Origin of the sequence: Aliamphritea ceti, assembly GCF_024347215.1 — a bacterium.
Lineage (GTDB): Bacteria > Pseudomonadota > Gammaproteobacteria > Pseudomonadales > Balneatricaceae > Amphritea > Amphritea ceti.
Map to the genome: position 1 here is coordinate 2,898,870 of NZ_AP025282.1, position 17,320 is coordinate 2,916,189.

The following is a 17,320-nucleotide window of genomic DNA, read 5'->3' on the forward strand; positions in this document are numbered from 1 at the left end:
CATAACAGAGAATTTGTCTCAAAATCGAAAACAGGCATAATAGGCCACTGATTTAATGCCAGATTTTTTGCTCCCGGATCAGCATATGCATGACTAACGCATAACGACCGGTTATAGCTACCAGGCACATCAATAGCTCGACTATTGATATATACCTTTTCGCCTGGCCTCCAATAGAACGAACACTGGCTGTTACCCAGTTATCTGAGTGGATATTTTTATGAGCGACGTACAACATCACCGTCTTATCATCCTTGGTTCCGGTCCTGCCGGTTACACTGCAGCCGTTTATGCTGCACGAGCAAACCTCAACCCGGTTGTTATCACCGGCATGCAGGCTGGCGGCCAGCTGACAACCACTACTGATGTCGATAACTGGCCCGGAGATGTGGATGGCGTACAGGGCCCTGAACTGATGCAGCGCATGCAGGCACACGCTGAACGCTTTGAAACTCAGGTATTGTTTGACCACATTCACACTACTGAGCTTACACAACGCCCTTTCCGCCTGATTGGTGATATGGGCGAGTACACCTGCGACGCTCTGATTATTGCTACTGGCGCATCAGCGAAATATCTTGGCCTGCCTTCTGAAGAAGCATTTATGGGCAAAGGTGTCAGCGCCTGCGCAACTTGCGACGGCTTTTTCTATCGCGGCAAAAAAGTCGCCGTTATCGGCGGTGGCAACACAGCTGTTGAAGAAGCATTATACCTGTCTAACATCGCCTCAGAAGTCACTATCATTCATCGCCGCGACAGCTTCAGTGCTGAGAAAATATTGCAGGATAAAATTTTTGACCGCGCCGAAAACGGCAATATCAACATTATCTGGAATAACACGCTGGACGAAGTATTGGGTGATGATATGGGCGTAACCGGCATCCGTATTAAAAACAAACTGGATAATGCCACCCAGGACCTTGAGCTTGAAGGTGCATTTATCGCAATAGGCCACCAGCCGAACACCGGTATTTTTGATGATCAGCTGGACATGAAAGATGGCTACCTGAAAATCAATTCCGGCACTAACGGCAATGCTACACAAACATCTATACCAGGTGTATTTGCTGCCGGTGATGTAGCAGATCACGTTTACCGACAAGCTGTCACATCTGCTGGCTTTGGTTGCATGGCCGCTCTGGACGCTGAAACCTTCTTAGATAACTGACGCTTAAGCACTATTCTGCTATACATTAACGGCGTCTTACATGACGCCGTTATTTTTCATCAGGACATATATTCACAACCATGATCCCCTGGCTTACCCCTGAATGCAGCTTCCCATCAATTGAAGAAGCACTGGATGACCCAAACGGACTGCTGGCCGCAGGTGCAGACCTGAGTCCCGAGCGCCTGTTAAGCGCATACCGTCAGGGAATATTCCCCTGGTTTGCCGATGACGAACCGATTTTATGGTGGTCACCACACCCCCGCTGCGTCATGCACCCTAACAGCATTCATATATCGAAAAGTTTACGCAAGCGCATTCGTCGTGGCGATTTTGAAATTAGCTTTGATAGCGATTTCGCCGCTGTCATTAAAGCCTGTGCCGAACCAAGGCCCGGACAACCGGAAACCTGGATCACAGAAGAGATCCAGCAGGCATATATCAATTTACACAAGCTGGGGCACGCACATTCAGTTGAAGTCAGAATCAATGGGGAATTAGCTGGCGGCCTTTACGGCATAGCTATCGGTAAGCTGTTTTTTGGTGAATCGATGTTTAGCTACAGTACCGACGCTTCTAAAATTGCATACGCGTATTTTGCTAAACAACTGCAAAAATGGGGCTATGCTTTAATTGACTGCCAGGTTTATAACGATCATCTGGCTAGCCTGGGAGCTGAGGTTATCCCCAGAGCGGAATTTAAAGGTTACCTTGATCGCTATTTGGATACCCCCTGCAATCATCTCTGGCAATTTGATATAGCGACAGACGATATAGTGAGTAACACGTGACGAATCTGAAAACGTTACACTTCTATACTACGCCGGAACACGAATGCAGCTATCTGGACGGCGTACAGGCAAAAACACTGTTTGTGGACCCTCATGAAATCATTGCCACAGACGCCTATAGCCAGCTGTCTGACCTTGGTTTCAGGCGCAGTGGTAAGCACATCTACCGCCCTTACTGTAACCATTGCCAGGCCTGTATTTCAGTACGCATTCCAGTCCGTGAATTTCACCGCAGTAAAAGTCAGCAACGCATCTGGAACCGCAATAAAGACTTACTGGTTACTCAGGTAACGCCACAATACACCAACGAATACTATCAGCTATACGCTAGCTACATTGAAGCCAGACATGCAGACGGCGACATGTTCCCCCCCAGCCAAAGTCAGTTCAGTACCTTCCTGGTTGAGAGCCAGCAACAAGGCTGCTTTATAGAATTCCGCCTGCCAGACAATCAGCTCATCGGCATAGCTGTCATTGATGATTTGTTGCAGGGGTTATCTGCGATTTATACATTTTTCGACCCTCAACATACCCGTCGCAGCCTGGGCAGCTATGCAATTTTATGGCAAATCCAGGAGGTAATCCGACAGGATAAAGACTACCTTTACCTTGGTTACTGGGTGCGTGATTGCCAGAAAATGTCTTACAAAACCAGCTTCCGTCCGTTAGAAATGCTTCTCCAGGGCGAATGGCTGAACGTGGATGTATAAAACAAATCGACATCCATGCAGAATATACAGAGAAATCGCTTTGATATAGCAAACAAATAAGGCAAAATACTGCGCTTCAAATATTAGCAACCTAGGTAGGTACTTAATGTCAAAAGAAGATAGTATTGAAATGGAAGGCGTTGTCACCGACACACTGCCTAACACCATGTTTCGCGTAGAACTTGAAAACGGTCACGTTGTGACTGCACATATCTCTGGCAAAATGCGTAAGAACTACATCCGCATCCTGACTGGCGATAAGGTAAAAGTTGAGCTGACACCTTACGATCTGACCAAAGGCCGCATCACCTACCGCGCCCGCTAATTACGGTTTTTCGGCTCTGCAACTTATTAGCTAACTGCTGATTAACTTAGCATCTATAGCTGTCCGCCAGCGCCGACCCTTAATAAAAAAACCGCTTGTTTTCACAAGCGGTTTTTTTATGGACGGTCAGTACAGATGATCATGCCATTGCGGCAACCACATCGAGTACCAACTTATCGTTTTCATCAACGCTGATTTCAACTTCACCACCTTCATCAGACAACTCACCAAAGAGAATCATCTCTGCAAGAGGCTTTTTCAGCTGCTCCTGAATCAGACGCTGCATAGGACGCGCGCCCATAGTTTCATCATAGCCTTTTTCAGCCAGCCAAGTTCGAGCAGCATCATCAATATTTAGCTGAACCCCTTTATCATCAAGCTGCACCTGCAACTCAGTAAGGAATTTATCAACCACACCTTTGATAACACTCATAGGCAAAGCTTTAAACTGAATAATGCCGTCCAGACGGTTACGGAACTCAGGCGTAAACATCTTCTTAATGGCTTCCATACCATCAGTCGTATGATCCTGATGTGTGAAGCCAATAGAGGCACGACTCATTTGCTCAACACCCGCATTAGTCGTCATTACCAAAATCACGTTACGGAAATCAGCTTTACGGCCGTTATTGTCTGTCAGCGTACCGTTATCCATAACCTGCAGCAGCAAGTTGAATACTTCAGGATGAGCTTTTTCAATTTCATCCAGCAACAGCACAGAATGCGGCGACTTAGTAACTGCTTCGGTAAGCAAACCACCCTGATCATAACCAACATAACCAGGTGGAGCACCAATCAGACGGGATACGGTATGACGCTCCATATACTCAGACATATCAAAGCGTATCAATTCGATACCCATTATCCGCGCTAACTGAGAAGTTACCTCAGTTTTACCAACCCCGGTCGGACCAGAAAACAGGAATGAACCAACCGGCTTGTTTGGCTCTTTAAGCCCTGCACGGGAAAGCTTGATTGCAGCAGATAAAGTATCAATAGCTTCTTCCTGCCCTAACACAACCATTTTCAGATTCTTGTCCAGCTTCTTCAGCTGTTCTTTATCCGATGCAGTAACGTTATTGACAGGAATACGGGCGATCTTAGCAACCACACTTTCAACTTCAGCGACATCAATCAGCTCAGCACGCTTATCTTCAGGCACAAGGCGCTGATACGCCCCGGCCTCATCAATCACGTCGATAGCCTTATCAGGCATGTGCTTATCATTGATGTAACGGTCCGCCAGCTCAGATGCAACCCGCAGCGCGTTATCTGTGTAGCTAATCTCATGATGCTCTTCGAAGCGGCTGCGCAAGCCCTGCAGAATTCGGTATGTATCATCAACAGACGGCTCAAGAACATCTACTTTCTGGAAGCGACGCGCTAGCGCACGGTCTTTTTCAAAGATTCCACGGAATTCCTGGAAGGTTGTAGAACCAATACAGCGCAACTGCCCCGAACTCAGAAGAGGCTTAAGCAGATTTGAAGCATCCATAGAGCCACCAGATGCTGCACCTGCACCAATAATGGTGTGAATCTCATCAATGAATAAAATGGCATGATCAAGCTTGCGAATTTCATTCAACAAACCTTTTAAGCGCTTCTCAAAATCGCCACGGTACTTCGTACCTGCAAGCAAAGCACCAAGATCAAGCGAATAAACAGTACTCTGGGAAATAACTTCAGGTACTGAACCTTCAATAATCAGCTTAGCCAGACCTTCAGCAATGGCCGTTTTACCGACACCAGCTTCTCCGACAAGTAATGGATTATTCTTACGCCGACGGGAAAGAATCTGTACCACTCGCTCAACTTCATCATCACGCCCTACAAGCGGATCGATATTGCCAGCCTCTGCTTCTTTATTCAGATTAACTGCATAATTAGCGAGAGGGCTTTTGTCTTTCTCAGCTGGCGCACTGGCTTCACTTAAATCATCCAGCGCAGCCGGCTCATCAGCATCGCTGACTTTGGAAATACCATGAGAGATATAATTAACAATATCTATACGCTCAACACCCTGCTGCTGAAGCACGTATACAGCCTGGCTTTCCTGCTCACTGAAAATTGCCACCAGCACGTTAGCACCAGTAACTTCAGACTTACCTGATGACTGAACATGAAATACAGCCCGCTGCAAAACACGCTGAAAACCCAGCGTTGGCTGAGTCTCAAGATCAGGAATATTATCCGGTAGTAAAGGTGTTGTATCCTCTATGAAAGATGACAGGGAAATTCTTAGCTTATCTACATCAACTCCACATGCCTGCAGTACAGAGTAGGCCTCTGAATTATCCAACAAAGCCAACAACAGATGCTCAACCGTCATAAACTCATGACGTTTTGCGCGAGCACTATTAAAAGCCACACTTAGCGTATCTTCTAATTCTTTATTCAACATAATAATCGCTCCGCTACGCTTGCTCGACTTCACACAGCAACGGGTGCTTACTCTCCTTAGCGTACTGATTCACCTGAGTTGCTTTAGTTTCTGCGACATCCCGGGTATACACACCACACACAGCCTTACCCTTAGTATGGACCGTTAACATAACTTGTGTGGCTTTTTCTTGATTCATAGAGAAAAAAACCATTAATATTTCCACCACAAAGTCCATAGGGGTATAGTCATCATTCATCACTAGTACTTGGTACATTGATGGACGTTTTAGTTCAGGTTTAGAAACTTCTTCGACGACACCAGTCCCATGATCATGCGGATCCTGGTCGTCGCTAGAGCAACGGATGGCTCCTTGTAAATGACGCATATCACATTTCACAATATTTACCAATTTTTGTATCTCATAATGGGGAGTCTTGTAATGCTCGTCTAACTCCGAAGAATGTTATAATTTTTTCTGCAGGAGGAATAATAAATTTGTTGTATCGGTAGTCCCTGCAAGACACTTTTCAGGAACATGGAAGCACCTCAGCTGTAGTACATTGTATCAACAAGAGGTCGTTCAGTTAACAGACCCAGGGAGATTAGGGTCGAAGTTTTAATCGGATATTGGGGGACACCAATGTACACAGGGAAAGTCAAGTGGTTCAATAACGCCAAAGGCTTCGGATTTATTATATCGCAAGAACATGATGAAGACTTATTTGCTCACTATTCGGTAATACTTATCGATGGCTACAAGAGTTTGAAAGCCGGCCAGGAAGTGAGTTTTGAGACGACACCGGGACCTAAGGGTATTCACGCGATCAACATAAAGCCTATTGAAGTGGCTGCATTAGAACAAGCGGAAAATTCTTAATAAGGTCTTCCCGACGCACTAAAGCCTAGCTTTACTTCATACAATAAAAGGCAGCCTAAGCTGCCTTTTTTTATGCCTGCAAAACCTCATTGCATATGCTTGATAATCGCCGCTCCGAATCCTGAACTGGAAACTTTAGTCGCACCATCCATTAAACGTTCAAAATCATAGGTCACCGTTTTCGCTGCAATAGCGCCATCCATACCTTTAATTATAAGATCAGCCGCCTCTATCCAACCCAGATGCCGCAACATCATTTCTGCAGATAGAATAATAGAACCTGGATTAACCATATCCTTGCCTGCATATTTTGGCGCCGTACCATGCGTTGCCTCAAAGATTGCAATCTGATCAGATAAATTCGCACCAGGTGCTATGCCTATCCCTCCTACCTCCGCTGCCAGCGCATCGGATAAGTAGTCACCATTCAAATTCAGGGTAGCAACAACATCATATTCAGCAGGACGCAAAAGAATCTGCTGCAACATTGCATCTGCAATTACATCCTTAACAACAATCTCGCGCCCCGAATGAGGATTCTTAAAACTCAGCCAGGGACCCGCATCAAGTAGCTCTGCACCAAACTCCTGCTTAGCAAGCTCATAGCCCCACTCTTTAAATGCACCTTCGGTAAATTTCATGATATTACCTTTGTGCACCAGAGTTAGAGAACGCCGGTCATTATCAACACAATACTGTAGCGCTTTACGTATTAAACGCTTAGAACCTTCCTCAGAAACCGGCTTGATACCTATACCGCACATCTGATCGAAGCGAATTTTAGTTACCCCCATTTCCTGCTGCAGAAAATCAATAACTTTTTGTGCCTCAGCGGTACCAGCCTGCCACTCAACACCCGCATAAATATCTTCAGAGTTTTCCCGATAAATCACCATATCTACATCACCAGGTTTAATAACCGGGCTCGGGACTCCTTTAAACCAGCGCACTGGTCGCTGACAGACATATAAGTCTAACTCCTGACGCAGCGCGACATTCAGCGATCGAATACCCCCACCTACAGGCGTAGTCAGCGGCCCTTTTATACCGACTGCAAACTCTTTAAATGCCCGTAAAGTCTCATCCGGCAGCCAGGTATCCTGATCATACATCTGAGTAGCTTTTTCACCGGCAAACACTTCCATCCAGGCAATTTTACGCCTTCCTGTATATGCCTGCTGAACTGCTGCATCTACTACCTCAATCATTACCGGCGTGACATCCGCACCTATACCATCGCCTTCAATAAACGGGATTATCGGCCGGCCCGGCACCTGAATCAGATTATCGCCCGCAAAAGTTATCTTCTCACCCTCAGGAACACGAATATGTTGGTATGCCATAGCTTACTCCACGTATACTTACATCCAGAAAATACTGAGTTCAGGTAAAGGCCGTGAATCCATATGCTTCGGCACAGAAGTATACGGAATCCAGCTTCCGCCACAGTGATCAACTTTCAGACATAATTACCTGAAAGCGTCCGCACCGTTATTTAAATATAGTTTTACGGATACAGTCCTACAAATGTCACGAGTCATACTTTTTAATAAACCTTTCCAGGTACTGACGCAGTTTACTGATACAGAAGGCCGCGCCACTCTTGCAGACTTCATTAAACAGCCAGATGTGTATGCCGCCGGACGACTGGACTATGATTCGGAAGGACTATTAATCCTCACTGATGACGGGCAACTGCAGCATCAGCTGGCCAACCCGAAATTCAAAATGGCTAAGACCTACTGGGCTCAGGTTGAAGGCGAAATTGATGACGCAGCTTTAAAGCAGCTACGCAATGGAGTTGAACTTAAAGATGGAAAAACCCGCCCCGCCAAAGCTCAGCGCATTGAAGAACCGGATATATGGGTGCGCACACCACCAATAAGAGAGCGCAAAAATCTGCCAACAAGCTGGCTGGAACTGACTATATCAGAAGGCAAAAACCGCCAGGTAAGACGGATGACTGCGGCAGTTGGCTTTCCAACATTGCGTCTGATCAGGGCAAGCATTGGCGAGTGGAAACTTGATTCACTCAAATCAGGAGAAAGCAGAATAGAAGAAATTTATCTGCCTGATACTCAGACAGATAAACCGGTAAAACGTAATAACAGAAAACACACTGCTACACGAAAAACATCAGGAACACACCCTTCTAAAAAATTTGGTTCAAAGCCCAAAAAGCGTTCCTGAATGCTTTAGCAGGAAATTTAAAGATTATTCATCCCAGGAGTCGGCACGCTTCAGATCAGTATCTTTAGCCGCCACCCAGGACTCACCATGCTCGGTGATTTCTTTTTTCCAGAACGGCGCATCACGCTTCAGATAATCCATAATAAACTGAGCGGCAGCAAACCCTGCTACCCGGTGTGGACTTGCAACTCCTACAAATACAATATTATCGTTCAGGGATAGTTTCCCAACCCGATGCACAATCACTATTGCACCTAACTCCCAACGCTCACGAGCCTGGGTAGCAATTTTTTCCAGTGACTTTTCTGTCATACCAGGATAATGCTCCAACTCCATCGCCAGTAAACCAGGCCCCGAAGCCATTTCACGAACGATACCTGTAAAGGTAACAATCGCCCCATGACTGCCGCTATCATCTCTGATCAGGGCATTTAAACCGCTGATGTCGAAATCTTCCTGCTGAACCTTGATGATATTGCTGCTCACCTAAAACCTCGTACCACAAATACAAAATGACTGATGAAAATTCAGGAAAAGCATGACCAGAAATGCTAAGGTTGTCCACCTAAAAAATCATTACCTATATGGATATTTTACACCTATGCGCTGGACCCCACACGCTACTGTTGCAACCATTGTTGAAGATAAGGGACGTTTTCTGTTTGTAGAAGAACACTCCCCCCCCTCAACAAACTGGTTATCAACCAGCCAGCCGGGCACCTTGAAGCTGACGAAAGCTTTATTGAAGCCGCAAAGCGTGAAACTCTGGAAGAGACGGGCTGGCATGTAGAGCCAGAAACACTGTTGGGCATGTATGTATATAAAGCACCGGGTAACAGCACGGTTTACCATCGCTACTGCTTTATCGCCCGGGCAATATCAGAGCAGCCTGGTGCAGAGCTGGATACCGGCATCGAACGCGCACTTTGGCTAACCTATGACGAGCTTGCTGCCCGTCGTGACGATTTGCGAAGCCCGATCGTTTTAAAATGCCTTGAAGATTACCTTCAGGGTCAACGCTATCCACTTAATTTTATCCACGAATAAGCTTTAATATTGCGATCCGCATCCCCATATTAAAATTTTGCACTAAGTCATCATGAGCCAGTATTTTTTATGAGTAATAACGCCAATACCAAAGTCATTGTCGGCATGTCCGGCGGTGTTGATTCATCTGTTTCTGCCCTTTTATTGCAACAGCAGGGCTACCAGGTAGAAGGCCTGTTCATGAAGAACTGGGATGAAGATGATGGTACAGATTACTGCACCGCAATGGACGACCTTGCGGACGCTCAGGCAGTGTGCGACAAGCTTGGCCTCACTCTTCATACAGCTAACTTTGCAGCAGAATACTGGGACAACGTATTCGAACACTTTCTGGAAGAATACAAAGCCGGCCGCACCCCCAACCCAGACATTCTATGTAACCGGGAAATCAAGTTTAAAGCCTTTCTTGAATACGCTCAGACACTTGGCGCTGACAAAATCGCAACCGGTCATTACGTTCGCCGCAGCGATATAAATGGCCATGCCTGCCTATTAAAAGGCCTCGACAACAATAAAGACCAGAGCTACTTCCTGCATCAGGTAGGTAGCGAAGAGCTGAGCATGACATTATTTCCGGTAGGCGAACTGGAAAAGCCTGAAGTGCGTCGCCTGGCTGAAGAACATGACCTGGTCACTCACAATAAAAAAGACAGCACCGGTATCTGCTTTATTGGCGAGCGTCGTTTCAGCGACTTCCTTAAACAGTACCTGCCTGCCCAGCCGGGTAAAATCGAAACACCTGATGGCGACATCATCGGTGACCATCAGGGGCTGATGTACCACACTATCGGTCAACGCCAGGGCTTAGGTATTGGCGGCTTAAAAAACTACCCTGAGGTCCCCTGGTTTGTTGCTGAAAAAGATCTGCAACGCAATGTACTGGTAGCCGTTCAGGGCACATCACATGAATTACTGTTCAGTGACTGGCTAACAGCCAGTGACATTTTCTGGATCAGCGAAGCACCTGCCGAGTTACCTTTACGTTGCCGGGCTAAAGTTCGCTACCGTCAGGATGATCAGGCATGTACGATCGAAGCCGGAGCGAACGGCGGTTATGTTATCCAATTCGACGATCCTCAGCGTGCTGTAACACCGGGCCAGTCAGTTGTCTTTTATACTACTGAAGTCTGCCTGGGTGGCGGTGTTATCGAAACAACTGGCAAGAGAGCTTAAGTTACTTATGTCACAAGCAACTCATAATCAGGCAATTGCACTGGCGGGCTTATTTCAGGCAGCCAGCTTAGTTGAACAGATCGCTACCCGCGGCATGGTTCAGCAAAGCAACCTTGAAACCTGTATACGCAGTGTCTTCATTACTAACCCAGACAGTACTGCTGAAATATATGGCGGCGAACAAACCTTACCCGTCAACCTGGGTCAGGGCTTTCGCCACCTGCAAGAACTTATTGATAAAGACCGCTCGAAACAAAACCAGGATGTAATTCGTTACGCGTTAAGCCTGTTACATCTGGAAAAAAAGCTAAACAAGCAGCCTGATTTATTCAATACGATTGCCGAACGCCTCGTTAAAATTGAACAACAAGCCAAATATTTTAATGATCAGGAAAGCCTGTCAGAAAACTCAGCAGCACTGACACATCCGACTATCATTTCGAATCTGGCCAGCCTTTATCAGGACACACTCAGCACCTTCAAATTTCGCATTCAGGTTACCGGCGAGCCACGTCACCTGCAAAATGCAGAAAACGCAGACAAAATTCGCGCCCTTTTACTGGCAGGCATACGTGCAGCGGTGCTATGGCGCCAGAGCGGCGGTAAGCGCTGGCAGCTATTATTCTTCAAATCACGCATTCGTCCGGCCATCACTGACATCACCGGCCGGTAATTTATTCGCACTAAAGCTTGCGACTGCAACTTATGAATGTGTAAAAAGACGCCGGGCGGATTTTCCTCGTCCGGCGTTTTCGCTATAATTCGCCCTCAAAATTTAATTCATCAGGTAATGCCTCGTTATGGATCTCTCTTCTTTAACTGCTATTTCCCCCGTCGACGGCCGCTACGGCAGCAAAACAGCTGACTTGCGTCCGGTATTCAGCGAATTCGGTCTAATTAAAGCCCGGGTTGAAGTGGAAGTACGCTGGCTTCAAAAACTGGCTGCTCACCCACAAATCTCTGAAGTACCGGCACTAAGCGATACAGCAAATGCTGTGCTTAACCAGCTGGTTGATAACTTCGGCGAAGCTGAAGCCAATCGCGTTAAAGAAATCGAACGTACTACTAACCACGACGTTAAAGCGGTTGAATACCTGATCAAAGAACGCATTCAGGACAACACTGAACTGGCTGCCATCAGCGAATTCGTTCACTTCGCATGTACATCTGAAGACATTAACAACCTGTCTCATGCCCTGATGCTAAAACAGGGGCAGACAGTAATGTTGCCGCTGATGCAACAAGTGACTGACGAGATTGCTCAACTGGGTCGTAACTTTGCAGACCAGCCAATGCTGTCCCGTACTCACGGCCAGACTGCTTCACCAACAACTGTAGGTAAGGAAATGGCTAACGTTGCTTACCGTCTGCAGCGTCAGATCAAGCAGCTTAAAAACACAGAACTTCTGGGTAAAATTAACGGTGCGGTCGGCAACTATAACGCCCACATTTCCGCTTACCCTGATGTTGACTGGGCACAGAATGCACAGGAATTTGTTGAAAGCCTGGGCCTGAACTTCAACCCTTACACTACACAGATTGAGCCTCACGATTACATCGCTGAAATGTTTGATGCTGTTTGCCGCTTCAACACTATCATCATCGATTTTGACCGCGATATCTGGGGCTATATCTCTCAAGGTTACTTCAAGCAAAGAACAATTGCTGGTGAAGTTGGTTCTTCAACCATGCCACATAAAGTTAACCCGATTGACTTCGAAAACTCAGAAGGCAACTTAGGCATTGCTAACGCGATTATGCAGCACCTGGCAGCTAAACTGCCGATTTCCCGCTGGCAGCGTGACCTGACTGACTCCACCGTACTGCGTAACATGGGTGTTGGCTTCGGTTACAGCATGATCGCCTACCAGTCCAGCCTGAAAGGTATCAGCAAGCTGGAACTGAATGCAGCCCGACTGAATGATGACCTGGAAAATGCCTGGGAAGTACTAGCAGAACCAATTCAGACAGTTATGCGTCGCTACGCCATTGAAGAACCGTATGAAAAGCTCAAAGCCCTGACCCGCGGTCAGACTATGAATAAGCAAACTATTCAGGCTTTCATCGATACTCTGGAAATGCCACAAAGTGCTAAAGATGAATTGAAAGAACTCACGCCGCACAGCTATATCGGCAACGCGCCAGCTCAGGCTAAAGCTATTTAATTGAGTTTTAGCGCAAATACAAAAAAGCAGGGCATCCCCCTGCTTTTTTTTCAGCTATCAAAAACTCAGAAAAAATACCTGACAGCGAACAATAACTGTCGCTCTTCCCGACTTACTGGCTGGCCAGAATATACACGACCCGGACGATCTGAATTAATCCAATTATGCTCTACCGATAAAAATACTGGCTTGGAATAACGGTAGGTATAATTCAACGTCGCTGCTTTACCATATTCATCATTATTATCTCCAACCGTCTGATCTTTATCTGTGACAGAGAACTCTTCAAGCCGACCCGTCAAACGATGCTTATTCCAACGCTTGCTTAGCATGATGTAAGCACTGCTATAGTCATTATCAACAACCGCATTGCCATACACATCATTCATCAGAGTATCACCCGTCATATACTGTGCACTCAACTCCAGCTTATTTGGCAACAACCAACGCGCCCCGGCATAATAAAAACGGGTACGCCAGGTGTACTGACCATTCACAACAATATTTGTTTGGGCATTATTGTCATAATAACCAAGATTTACCTCGCCCTTTCGCGCCCAGCGAACCTGGGTTTGCAAATGATAGCCAGGCCGGTCATCCAGCTCTAAAAACGGATCTGACTCAGCAGCCTGCGGAGCAAGTTTATAGCCTGGCTTGCGCGCTTCTAACGGTGGTATTTTACGCTTTTCGCCCCAGACCGTTTGCCGCGAACTACTTGTCCAGCCATGCCACGCCAGCAGCGCTCCTGTGGGATCATTGTTGAAGAATCCCGAAGCGGTAAAACTCAGATCATAGTTACTGTCATTGAGTTTCCCTAGCCGCGTCCAGCCCAACTCGACTCCCAGTAAACGAATTTCTTCACCTATCCAGGTATTTAATGTCGAGCTGTTTAAAGTATTTTTTGAAGCCCAGGCAAATGCTTTATTCTCAAGAGAAATAGCCGGGTAGAACAAACCTACACGTGACTGAAGCCGATTACCTGATTCACTGGGAATTCCACGGTACTTAAAAAATGTTTCTGTAATACCGAGACCATTATCTTCACCATCAAGATAACCATTAGCGACAGAATGAAAACTCAGACCTGAATCCCATTCTAAAATCCACTGCAATCCCGCCTGACCGACATACGCCTGTCCGCCATTATCAGTTCCAAACTTACCTACGCCACCCTGACGATAGCTGTTAGAGGTATCACTGTGCGCAAAACGGTAATCAATAATGCCATTCACTTTACTTTCCAGCGCGCTTACCTGAGCAACGCCACCTGCACTTATCAATACAGCTAATACAGTGCCTTTATTTAGCACGCCTCCTCCCGGGAGTTCAATACGGCATGATCCTTAAGCCATGGCGTCAGTATATCTTCAGCCTGAGGACGGCTAATGTGATATCCCTGCGCTAATTCACAGTTGTTAGAAGTGAGCCACTCCAGAGCAAACTCATCCTCAATCCCTTCTGCCACAACACTCAGGCCCATACTATGCGCCAGCTCAATGGTCGACTTCACAATAATCTGATCAGACTGATCATCGCTCAGACGCTGAACAAATGATTTGTCTATCTTCAGCTCATGTACTGGTAACTGTTTTAACTGCGCCAGTGAAGAATACCCGGTACCATAATCATCAATTGAAATCCGCATTCCCCGCTCTTTAAAGCGACTTAGCAACTTAATTGCAGATTCAGGATCTTCAACAACAGCACTCTCAGTTACTTCAAGTGTAATCTTTCCTGCAGGCACTTCAGCAGTCCGCATTGCCTCACAAACAAACTCATAAAACCCCGGATCTTTTAGGTTCGCTGCTGAAATATTAATCGCAATTCCTAAGTCCAGCCCACCAGAATTCCAGGCATTATATTGATTTAAAGCGGTCTGAATAACCCAGCGTGTTAACGCATTAATCTGCCCAGTCTGCTCAGCAATATGGATAAAATTATCAGGCGGAACCATACCCAGCGTCGGATGCATCCAACGCACCAGCGCCTCTACATGCGTCACTATTCTGGACTGAAGATTCAGCTTAGGCTGATAAAACAATACCAACTGATCGCCACTAATAGCCTGTTTTAAATCATTAATCAGATTCAGACGCTCAACACTGTTCACATCCTGCTCTGGGTTGAACCACTGCACATGCTGACTGGTTTTACGGGTATGATGGAGTGCAATATCAGACATACGCAGAAGACTTTCAGGCTTTTCACTGTGCTGAGGGTAAAGCGCCACTCCGCTACGAACCTGCAGCTGAAACCCTAACCCTTCGTAATCAAATACAGACTCAAGCGCCGCATCAAGATTTAACAGACATTGACGCACAGCCTCTTCAAGCTCAGCAGACGGGCAGCTATCTGTCAGCAAAGCAAATTCATCTGCCCCCAGATGACACACTAGTTGAAAGCCTTCAGCTTCGCTTAAACGCCTGGCAAGCTCTTGAATGACCAAATCCCCCACCTGATGCCCCAACGTATCATTAACGTCTTTAAGGCGACTCAGATTGAGTTGAATAACAGCAAATGCGTCCCGCTGCTGACACAGGGTCTGTAAAATAATGTTAAGAAAATTTCGGTTTGGAAGATCAGTTAGCGGGTCATGATTTGCCCTGTGTGACAGCGCCTGCTCACGGCTTAACACAGCTTCCTGCATGACATTAATCTCATCAGCAAGCTGGCCAAGCTCACTTTGATCATTAAGATTTATCGTCTGATTATAATCACCGCTGGCAACAATTTTTGCCTGCTTCACTAAACGCTTAACCGGTCGGGTAATGGATGCAGAAATCCAGTAAGCACCTGCCAGAGACAACACCAGCGTACCCACTGCCAGAATTAACAGCTTCCACCACTGCTCCTGCAATACTTCAACAAAGTTTGCCCGCAAACCATACATAGCAACACCGAAGCGCAAATGCTGATCGTCGGAAATCTGATGACTGATTGCAATAAACTGATCATCAATTTGCTGGTTATTAAGAATTTTTTCAGAGAAGCCCACATCTGCTGTTGGCGATGAAGAAGCAACCAACCACCAGCCAGAATTACCCTGCACAACAAAATCGGTCTCAAGGCCGGTGATGCTCATGAACTCGGTCGCTAGCCGGGCATCTACCTGAAAACCAAACATTACCCAACCAATCGTTTTCGCGCCTACCTTTACTGGTGAAAGACTTACCTGATATACATTATGATCGATTGCATAAAGATGCCCACGATCAACATTCATCATCCAATCCGAGTAACGAAACTGGACACCAGCTTCATCACCAGACCGAACCTTACGCTGGCCATCACCCTGCTCCATGCTCACCAACTGAGCACTGATAACACCTTCAGCAGATATCGTCATCGCCAAATCTGCATTAATTCGTTTGCGATGGTTATTCAGTGCAACCAGCAAGCTCCGCCGGTCTTCATTGAAAACCTGCTTAATACCATAGTCTTTAGAAACCGTTTCAGAGAATGCTGCGAGATACTCTATACGACTGGAAAATAACTCAGTAAAAACTGTTTTAGCAGTGGTCAGACGATTGCTAACCTCCTGCTGTTGCTGATTCTGGTTACCAACATACAGGGTCCAGAATGCCACCCCCTGCACAAATAACAGAAGCAATACAAAGAAGCTGAAAATTTTACTTTGTAAGCTTTTCACGCCCATAAACTCACTTAATAATCAGAGATAAAATCAAAATCGTCGTCGCTCTCCTGCGAAGGTACTGCTTCCATGCCATTAATCAGCTGAGCTGTAATCTGAATATCTTCATTCAGATCAATAACCTGTGCTTCACGATTATTCTCTGCCCTCAATTGAGGGTGCCAGACTGTCACTTTATAACGCCCCGTCTCTGACACATCAAAACTAACATTGCCCTGCGCGGCAGTTTTAGCGAATAAAGGGGTATCAACCAATAAGATATAACCTGACATCCAGTCGTGAATATTGCATCCCATCGCAACTTCGCCCGCACTATTCAAGCCGTCTTGCAAACGCTTTTCACCAGCCTTAATTTTGAAGGAGAAACGTGAATCACCATCGACTGAATAAATGTGATGGGTAATATTATCCTGATTATCAAACAGCACATTATTACCTGCCTGAGAAACACTCACATAAGGTGTAAATGACTTACCTTTCTGACCAACACTGATAACCTTATCGGTTGCAGGTAATTGCTGGCCATCAAGTGGCTCAGCATAAACCACCATGCCTTCAAGAACTGCACCTGAGGCACTTTTCACATTGACGCTCAGCTCAACAGCCATTGCCGGTAGCGACATTAACAACCCTAATACCAAGGCTGTATTTTTACCTGCTTCAGGCACAAGCCCTAACCTATTCAACGTCACAATCTCCCAGTCACAACCGCAACAAACACCGTCAATAGCCTCAGTAAAAGTAGGTATATTCACCCAGCATTCATCTAACGCCTGAACAATTTAGACCTGAATATACAGTATTATTCTCCTGCAACTTGTTGCAGAAAGTACATTTTT

18 protein-coding genes are annotated in these 17,320 nt (G+C 46.1%); 11 read left to right on the forward strand and 7 right to left on the reverse strand.

Translation table 11 applies throughout. The features are described 5' to 3' along the window. Nucleotides 1–220 precede the first annotated feature (220 nt). The 4 genes from trxB to infA all read left to right on the forward strand — a co-directional run bounded on the left by trxB (nucleotide 221) and on the right by infA (nucleotide 2,994). The gene (gene trxB, locus OCU49_RS13345; protein WP_261841064.1) at nucleotides 221–1,168 is read left to right on the forward strand and encodes a thioredoxin-disulfide reductase; all 948 of its coding nucleotides are present in this window, start codon (nucleotides 221–223) and stop codon (nucleotides 1,166–1,168) included. An 80-nt stretch (nucleotides 1,169–1,248) separates the two neighbouring features. After that, entirely contained in the window at nucleotides 1,249–1,959 is a 711-nt protein-coding gene (aat, locus tag OCU49_RS13350; protein ID WP_261841065.1) for a leucyl/phenylalanyl-tRNA--protein transferase, read from the forward strand. Next, nucleotides 1,956–2,669 (forward strand): arginyltransferase, encoded by a 714-nt coding sequence (locus OCU49_RS13355; RefSeq protein WP_261841066.1) that lies wholly within the window; start codon nucleotides 1,956–1,958, stop codon nucleotides 2,667–2,669. The genes aat and OCU49_RS13355 overlap by 4 nt, the downstream gene beginning before the upstream one ends. A 106-nt stretch (nucleotides 2,670–2,775) precedes the next feature. After that, complete coding sequence (gene infA / locus OCU49_RS13360; protein ID WP_205656512.1) at nucleotides 2,776–2,994, forward strand: translation initiation factor IF-1; 219 nt, start codon at nucleotides 2,776–2,778, stop codon at nucleotides 2,992–2,994. 139 nt (nucleotides 2,995–3,133) lie between these two features. On the opposite strand, the gene clpA is transcribed toward infA, so the two are convergent. Together clpA and clpS are read right to left on the reverse strand one after the other, a co-directional pair. Next, nucleotides 3,134–5,395: an ATP-dependent Clp protease ATP-binding subunit ClpA gene (clpA, locus tag OCU49_RS13365; protein WP_261841067.1), complete on the reverse strand. Its 2,262-nt coding sequence runs from the start codon at nucleotides 5,393–5,395 to the stop codon at nucleotides 3,134–3,136. 13 nt (nucleotides 5,396–5,408) lie between these two features. Next, entirely contained in the window at nucleotides 5,409–5,762 is a 354-nt protein-coding gene (gene clpS / locus OCU49_RS13370) for an ATP-dependent Clp protease adapter ClpS (protein ID WP_261841068.1), read from the reverse strand. A gap of 255 nt (nucleotides 5,763–6,017) precedes the next feature. Here clpS and OCU49_RS13375 point away from each other — a divergent pair, with 255 nt between their 5' ends. Further along, a complete protein-coding gene (locus tag OCU49_RS13375; protein ID WP_261841069.1) occupies nucleotides 6,018–6,254 on the forward strand; it encodes a cold shock domain-containing protein in 237 nt (78 codons plus the stop codon). Nucleotides 6,255–6,340: 86 nt separating this feature from the next. On the opposite strand, the gene icd is transcribed toward OCU49_RS13375, so the two are convergent. Continuing rightward, a complete protein-coding gene (icd, locus tag OCU49_RS13380; RefSeq protein WP_261841070.1) occupies nucleotides 6,341–7,597 on the reverse strand; it encodes an NADP-dependent isocitrate dehydrogenase in 1,257 nt (418 codons plus the stop codon). 184 nt (nucleotides 7,598–7,781) lie between these two features. Between icd and OCU49_RS13385 the strand changes: the two genes are divergently transcribed. After that, the gene (locus tag OCU49_RS13385; protein WP_261841071.1) at nucleotides 7,782–8,444 is read left to right on the forward strand and encodes an rRNA large subunit pseudouridine synthase E; all 663 of its coding nucleotides are present in this window, start codon (nucleotides 7,782–7,784) and stop codon (nucleotides 8,442–8,444) included. Nucleotides 8,445–8,468: 24 nt separating this feature from the next. Here the strand turns inward: OCU49_RS13385 and OCU49_RS13390 are convergent, their stop codons facing one another. Beyond that, nucleotides 8,469–8,930 carry a molybdenum cofactor biosynthesis protein MoaE gene (locus tag OCU49_RS13390; RefSeq protein WP_261841072.1) on the reverse strand — a complete coding sequence of 154 codons (462 nt, stop codon included), beginning with the start codon at nucleotides 8,928–8,930 and terminating at the stop codon, nucleotides 8,469–8,471. Nucleotides 8,931–8,982: 52 nt separating this feature from the next. Here OCU49_RS13390 and OCU49_RS23745 point away from each other — a divergent pair, with 52 nt between their 5' ends. The 5 genes from OCU49_RS23745 to purB all read left to right on the forward strand — a co-directional run bounded on the left by OCU49_RS23745 (nucleotide 8,983) and on the right by purB (nucleotide 12,829). Next, a complete protein-coding gene (locus OCU49_RS23745) occupies nucleotides 8,983–9,234 on the forward strand; it encodes a hypothetical protein (protein ID WP_336605335.1) in 252 nt (83 codons plus the stop codon). After that, on the forward strand, nucleotides 9,144–9,491 hold the full coding sequence (locus tag OCU49_RS13395) for an NUDIX hydrolase (protein ID WP_336605389.1): 348 nt from the start codon (nucleotides 9,144–9,146) through the stop codon (nucleotides 9,489–9,491). The genes OCU49_RS23745 and OCU49_RS13395 overlap by 91 nt, the downstream gene beginning before the upstream one ends. Nucleotides 9,492–9,560: 69 nt before the next feature. Further along, nucleotides 9,561–10,664 (forward strand): tRNA 2-thiouridine(34) synthase MnmA, encoded by a 1,104-nt coding sequence (gene mnmA, locus OCU49_RS13400; protein ID WP_261841073.1) that lies wholly within the window; start codon nucleotides 9,561–9,563, stop codon nucleotides 10,662–10,664. A 7-nt stretch (nucleotides 10,665–10,671) separates the two neighbouring features. Further along, a complete protein-coding gene (gene hflD / locus OCU49_RS13405; RefSeq protein ID WP_261841074.1) occupies nucleotides 10,672–11,337 on the forward strand; it encodes a high frequency lysogenization protein HflD in 666 nt (221 codons plus the stop codon). Between the two features lie 127 nt (nucleotides 11,338–11,464). Continuing rightward, a complete protein-coding gene (gene purB / locus OCU49_RS13410; RefSeq protein WP_261841075.1) occupies nucleotides 11,465–12,829 on the forward strand; it encodes an adenylosuccinate lyase in 1,365 nt (454 codons plus the stop codon). Between the two features lie 65 nt (nucleotides 12,830–12,894). Here purB and OCU49_RS13415 read toward each other — a convergent pair whose 3' ends face one another. The 3 genes from OCU49_RS13415 to OCU49_RS13425 are packed head-to-tail and all read right to left on the reverse strand — an operon-like array spanning nucleotide 12,895 to nucleotide 17,236. Then, nucleotides 12,895–14,139 carry a hypothetical protein gene (locus OCU49_RS13415; RefSeq protein WP_261841076.1) on the reverse strand — a complete coding sequence of 415 codons (1,245 nt, stop codon included), beginning with the start codon at nucleotides 14,137–14,139 and terminating at the stop codon, nucleotides 12,895–12,897. Beyond that, nucleotides 14,133–16,484 carry an EAL domain-containing protein gene (locus OCU49_RS13420; protein WP_261841077.1) on the reverse strand — a complete coding sequence of 784 codons (2,352 nt, stop codon included), beginning with the start codon at nucleotides 16,482–16,484 and terminating at the stop codon, nucleotides 14,133–14,135. The genes OCU49_RS13415 and OCU49_RS13420 overlap by 7 nt, the downstream gene beginning before the upstream one ends. 8 nt (nucleotides 16,485–16,492) lie before the next feature. Further along, nucleotides 16,493–17,236, reverse strand: coding sequence for a cupredoxin domain-containing protein (locus OCU49_RS13425; protein ID WP_261841078.1), 744 nt, complete (start codon nucleotides 17,234–17,236; stop codon nucleotides 16,493–16,495). Nucleotides 17,237–17,320: the final 84 nt, after the last annotated feature.

Excerpts from the sequence above, each read along its gene's own strand:
- clpA (WP_261841067.1), bottom strand. The coding sequence starts at position 5,395 with ATGTTGAATAAAGAATTAGAAGATACGCTAAGTGTGGCTTTTAATAGT.
- infA (WP_205656512.1), top strand. The coding sequence starts at position 2,776 with ATGTCAAAAGAAGATAGTATTGAAATGGAAGGCGTTGTCACCGACACA.
- OCU49_RS13375 (WP_261841069.1), top strand. The coding sequence starts at position 6,018 with ATGTACACAGGGAAAGTCAAGTGGTTCAATAACGCCAAAGGCTTCGGA.
- OCU49_RS13420 (WP_261841077.1), bottom strand. The coding sequence starts at position 16,484 with ATGGGCGTGAAAAGCTTACAAAGTAAAATTTTCAGCTTCTTTGTATTG.
- aat (WP_261841065.1), top strand. The coding sequence starts at position 1,249 with ATGATCCCCTGGCTTACCCCTGAATGCAGCTTCCCATCAATTGAAGAA.
- OCU49_RS23745 (WP_336605335.1), top strand. The coding sequence starts at position 8,983 with ATGACCAGAAATGCTAAGGTTGTCCACCTAAAAAATCATTACCTATAT.
- clpS (WP_261841068.1), bottom strand. The coding sequence starts at position 5,762 with ATGCGTCATTTACAAGGAGCCATCCGTTGCTCTAGCGACGACCAGGAT.
- mnmA (WP_261841073.1), top strand. The coding sequence starts at position 9,561 with ATGAGTAATAACGCCAATACCAAAGTCATTGTCGGCATGTCCGGCGGT.
- icd (WP_261841070.1), bottom strand. The coding sequence starts at position 7,597 with ATGGCATACCAACATATTCGTGTTCCTGAGGGTGAGAAGATAACTTTT.
- OCU49_RS13385 (WP_261841071.1), top strand. The coding sequence starts at position 7,782 with ATGTCACGAGTCATACTTTTTAATAAACCTTTCCAGGTACTGACGCAG.
- trxB (WP_261841064.1), top strand. The coding sequence starts at position 221 with ATGAGCGACGTACAACATCACCGTCTTATCATCCTTGGTTCCGGTCCT.
- hflD (WP_261841074.1), top strand. The coding sequence starts at position 10,672 with ATGTCACAAGCAACTCATAATCAGGCAATTGCACTGGCGGGCTTATTT.
- purB (WP_261841075.1), top strand. The coding sequence starts at position 11,465 with ATGGATCTCTCTTCTTTAACTGCTATTTCCCCCGTCGACGGCCGCTAC.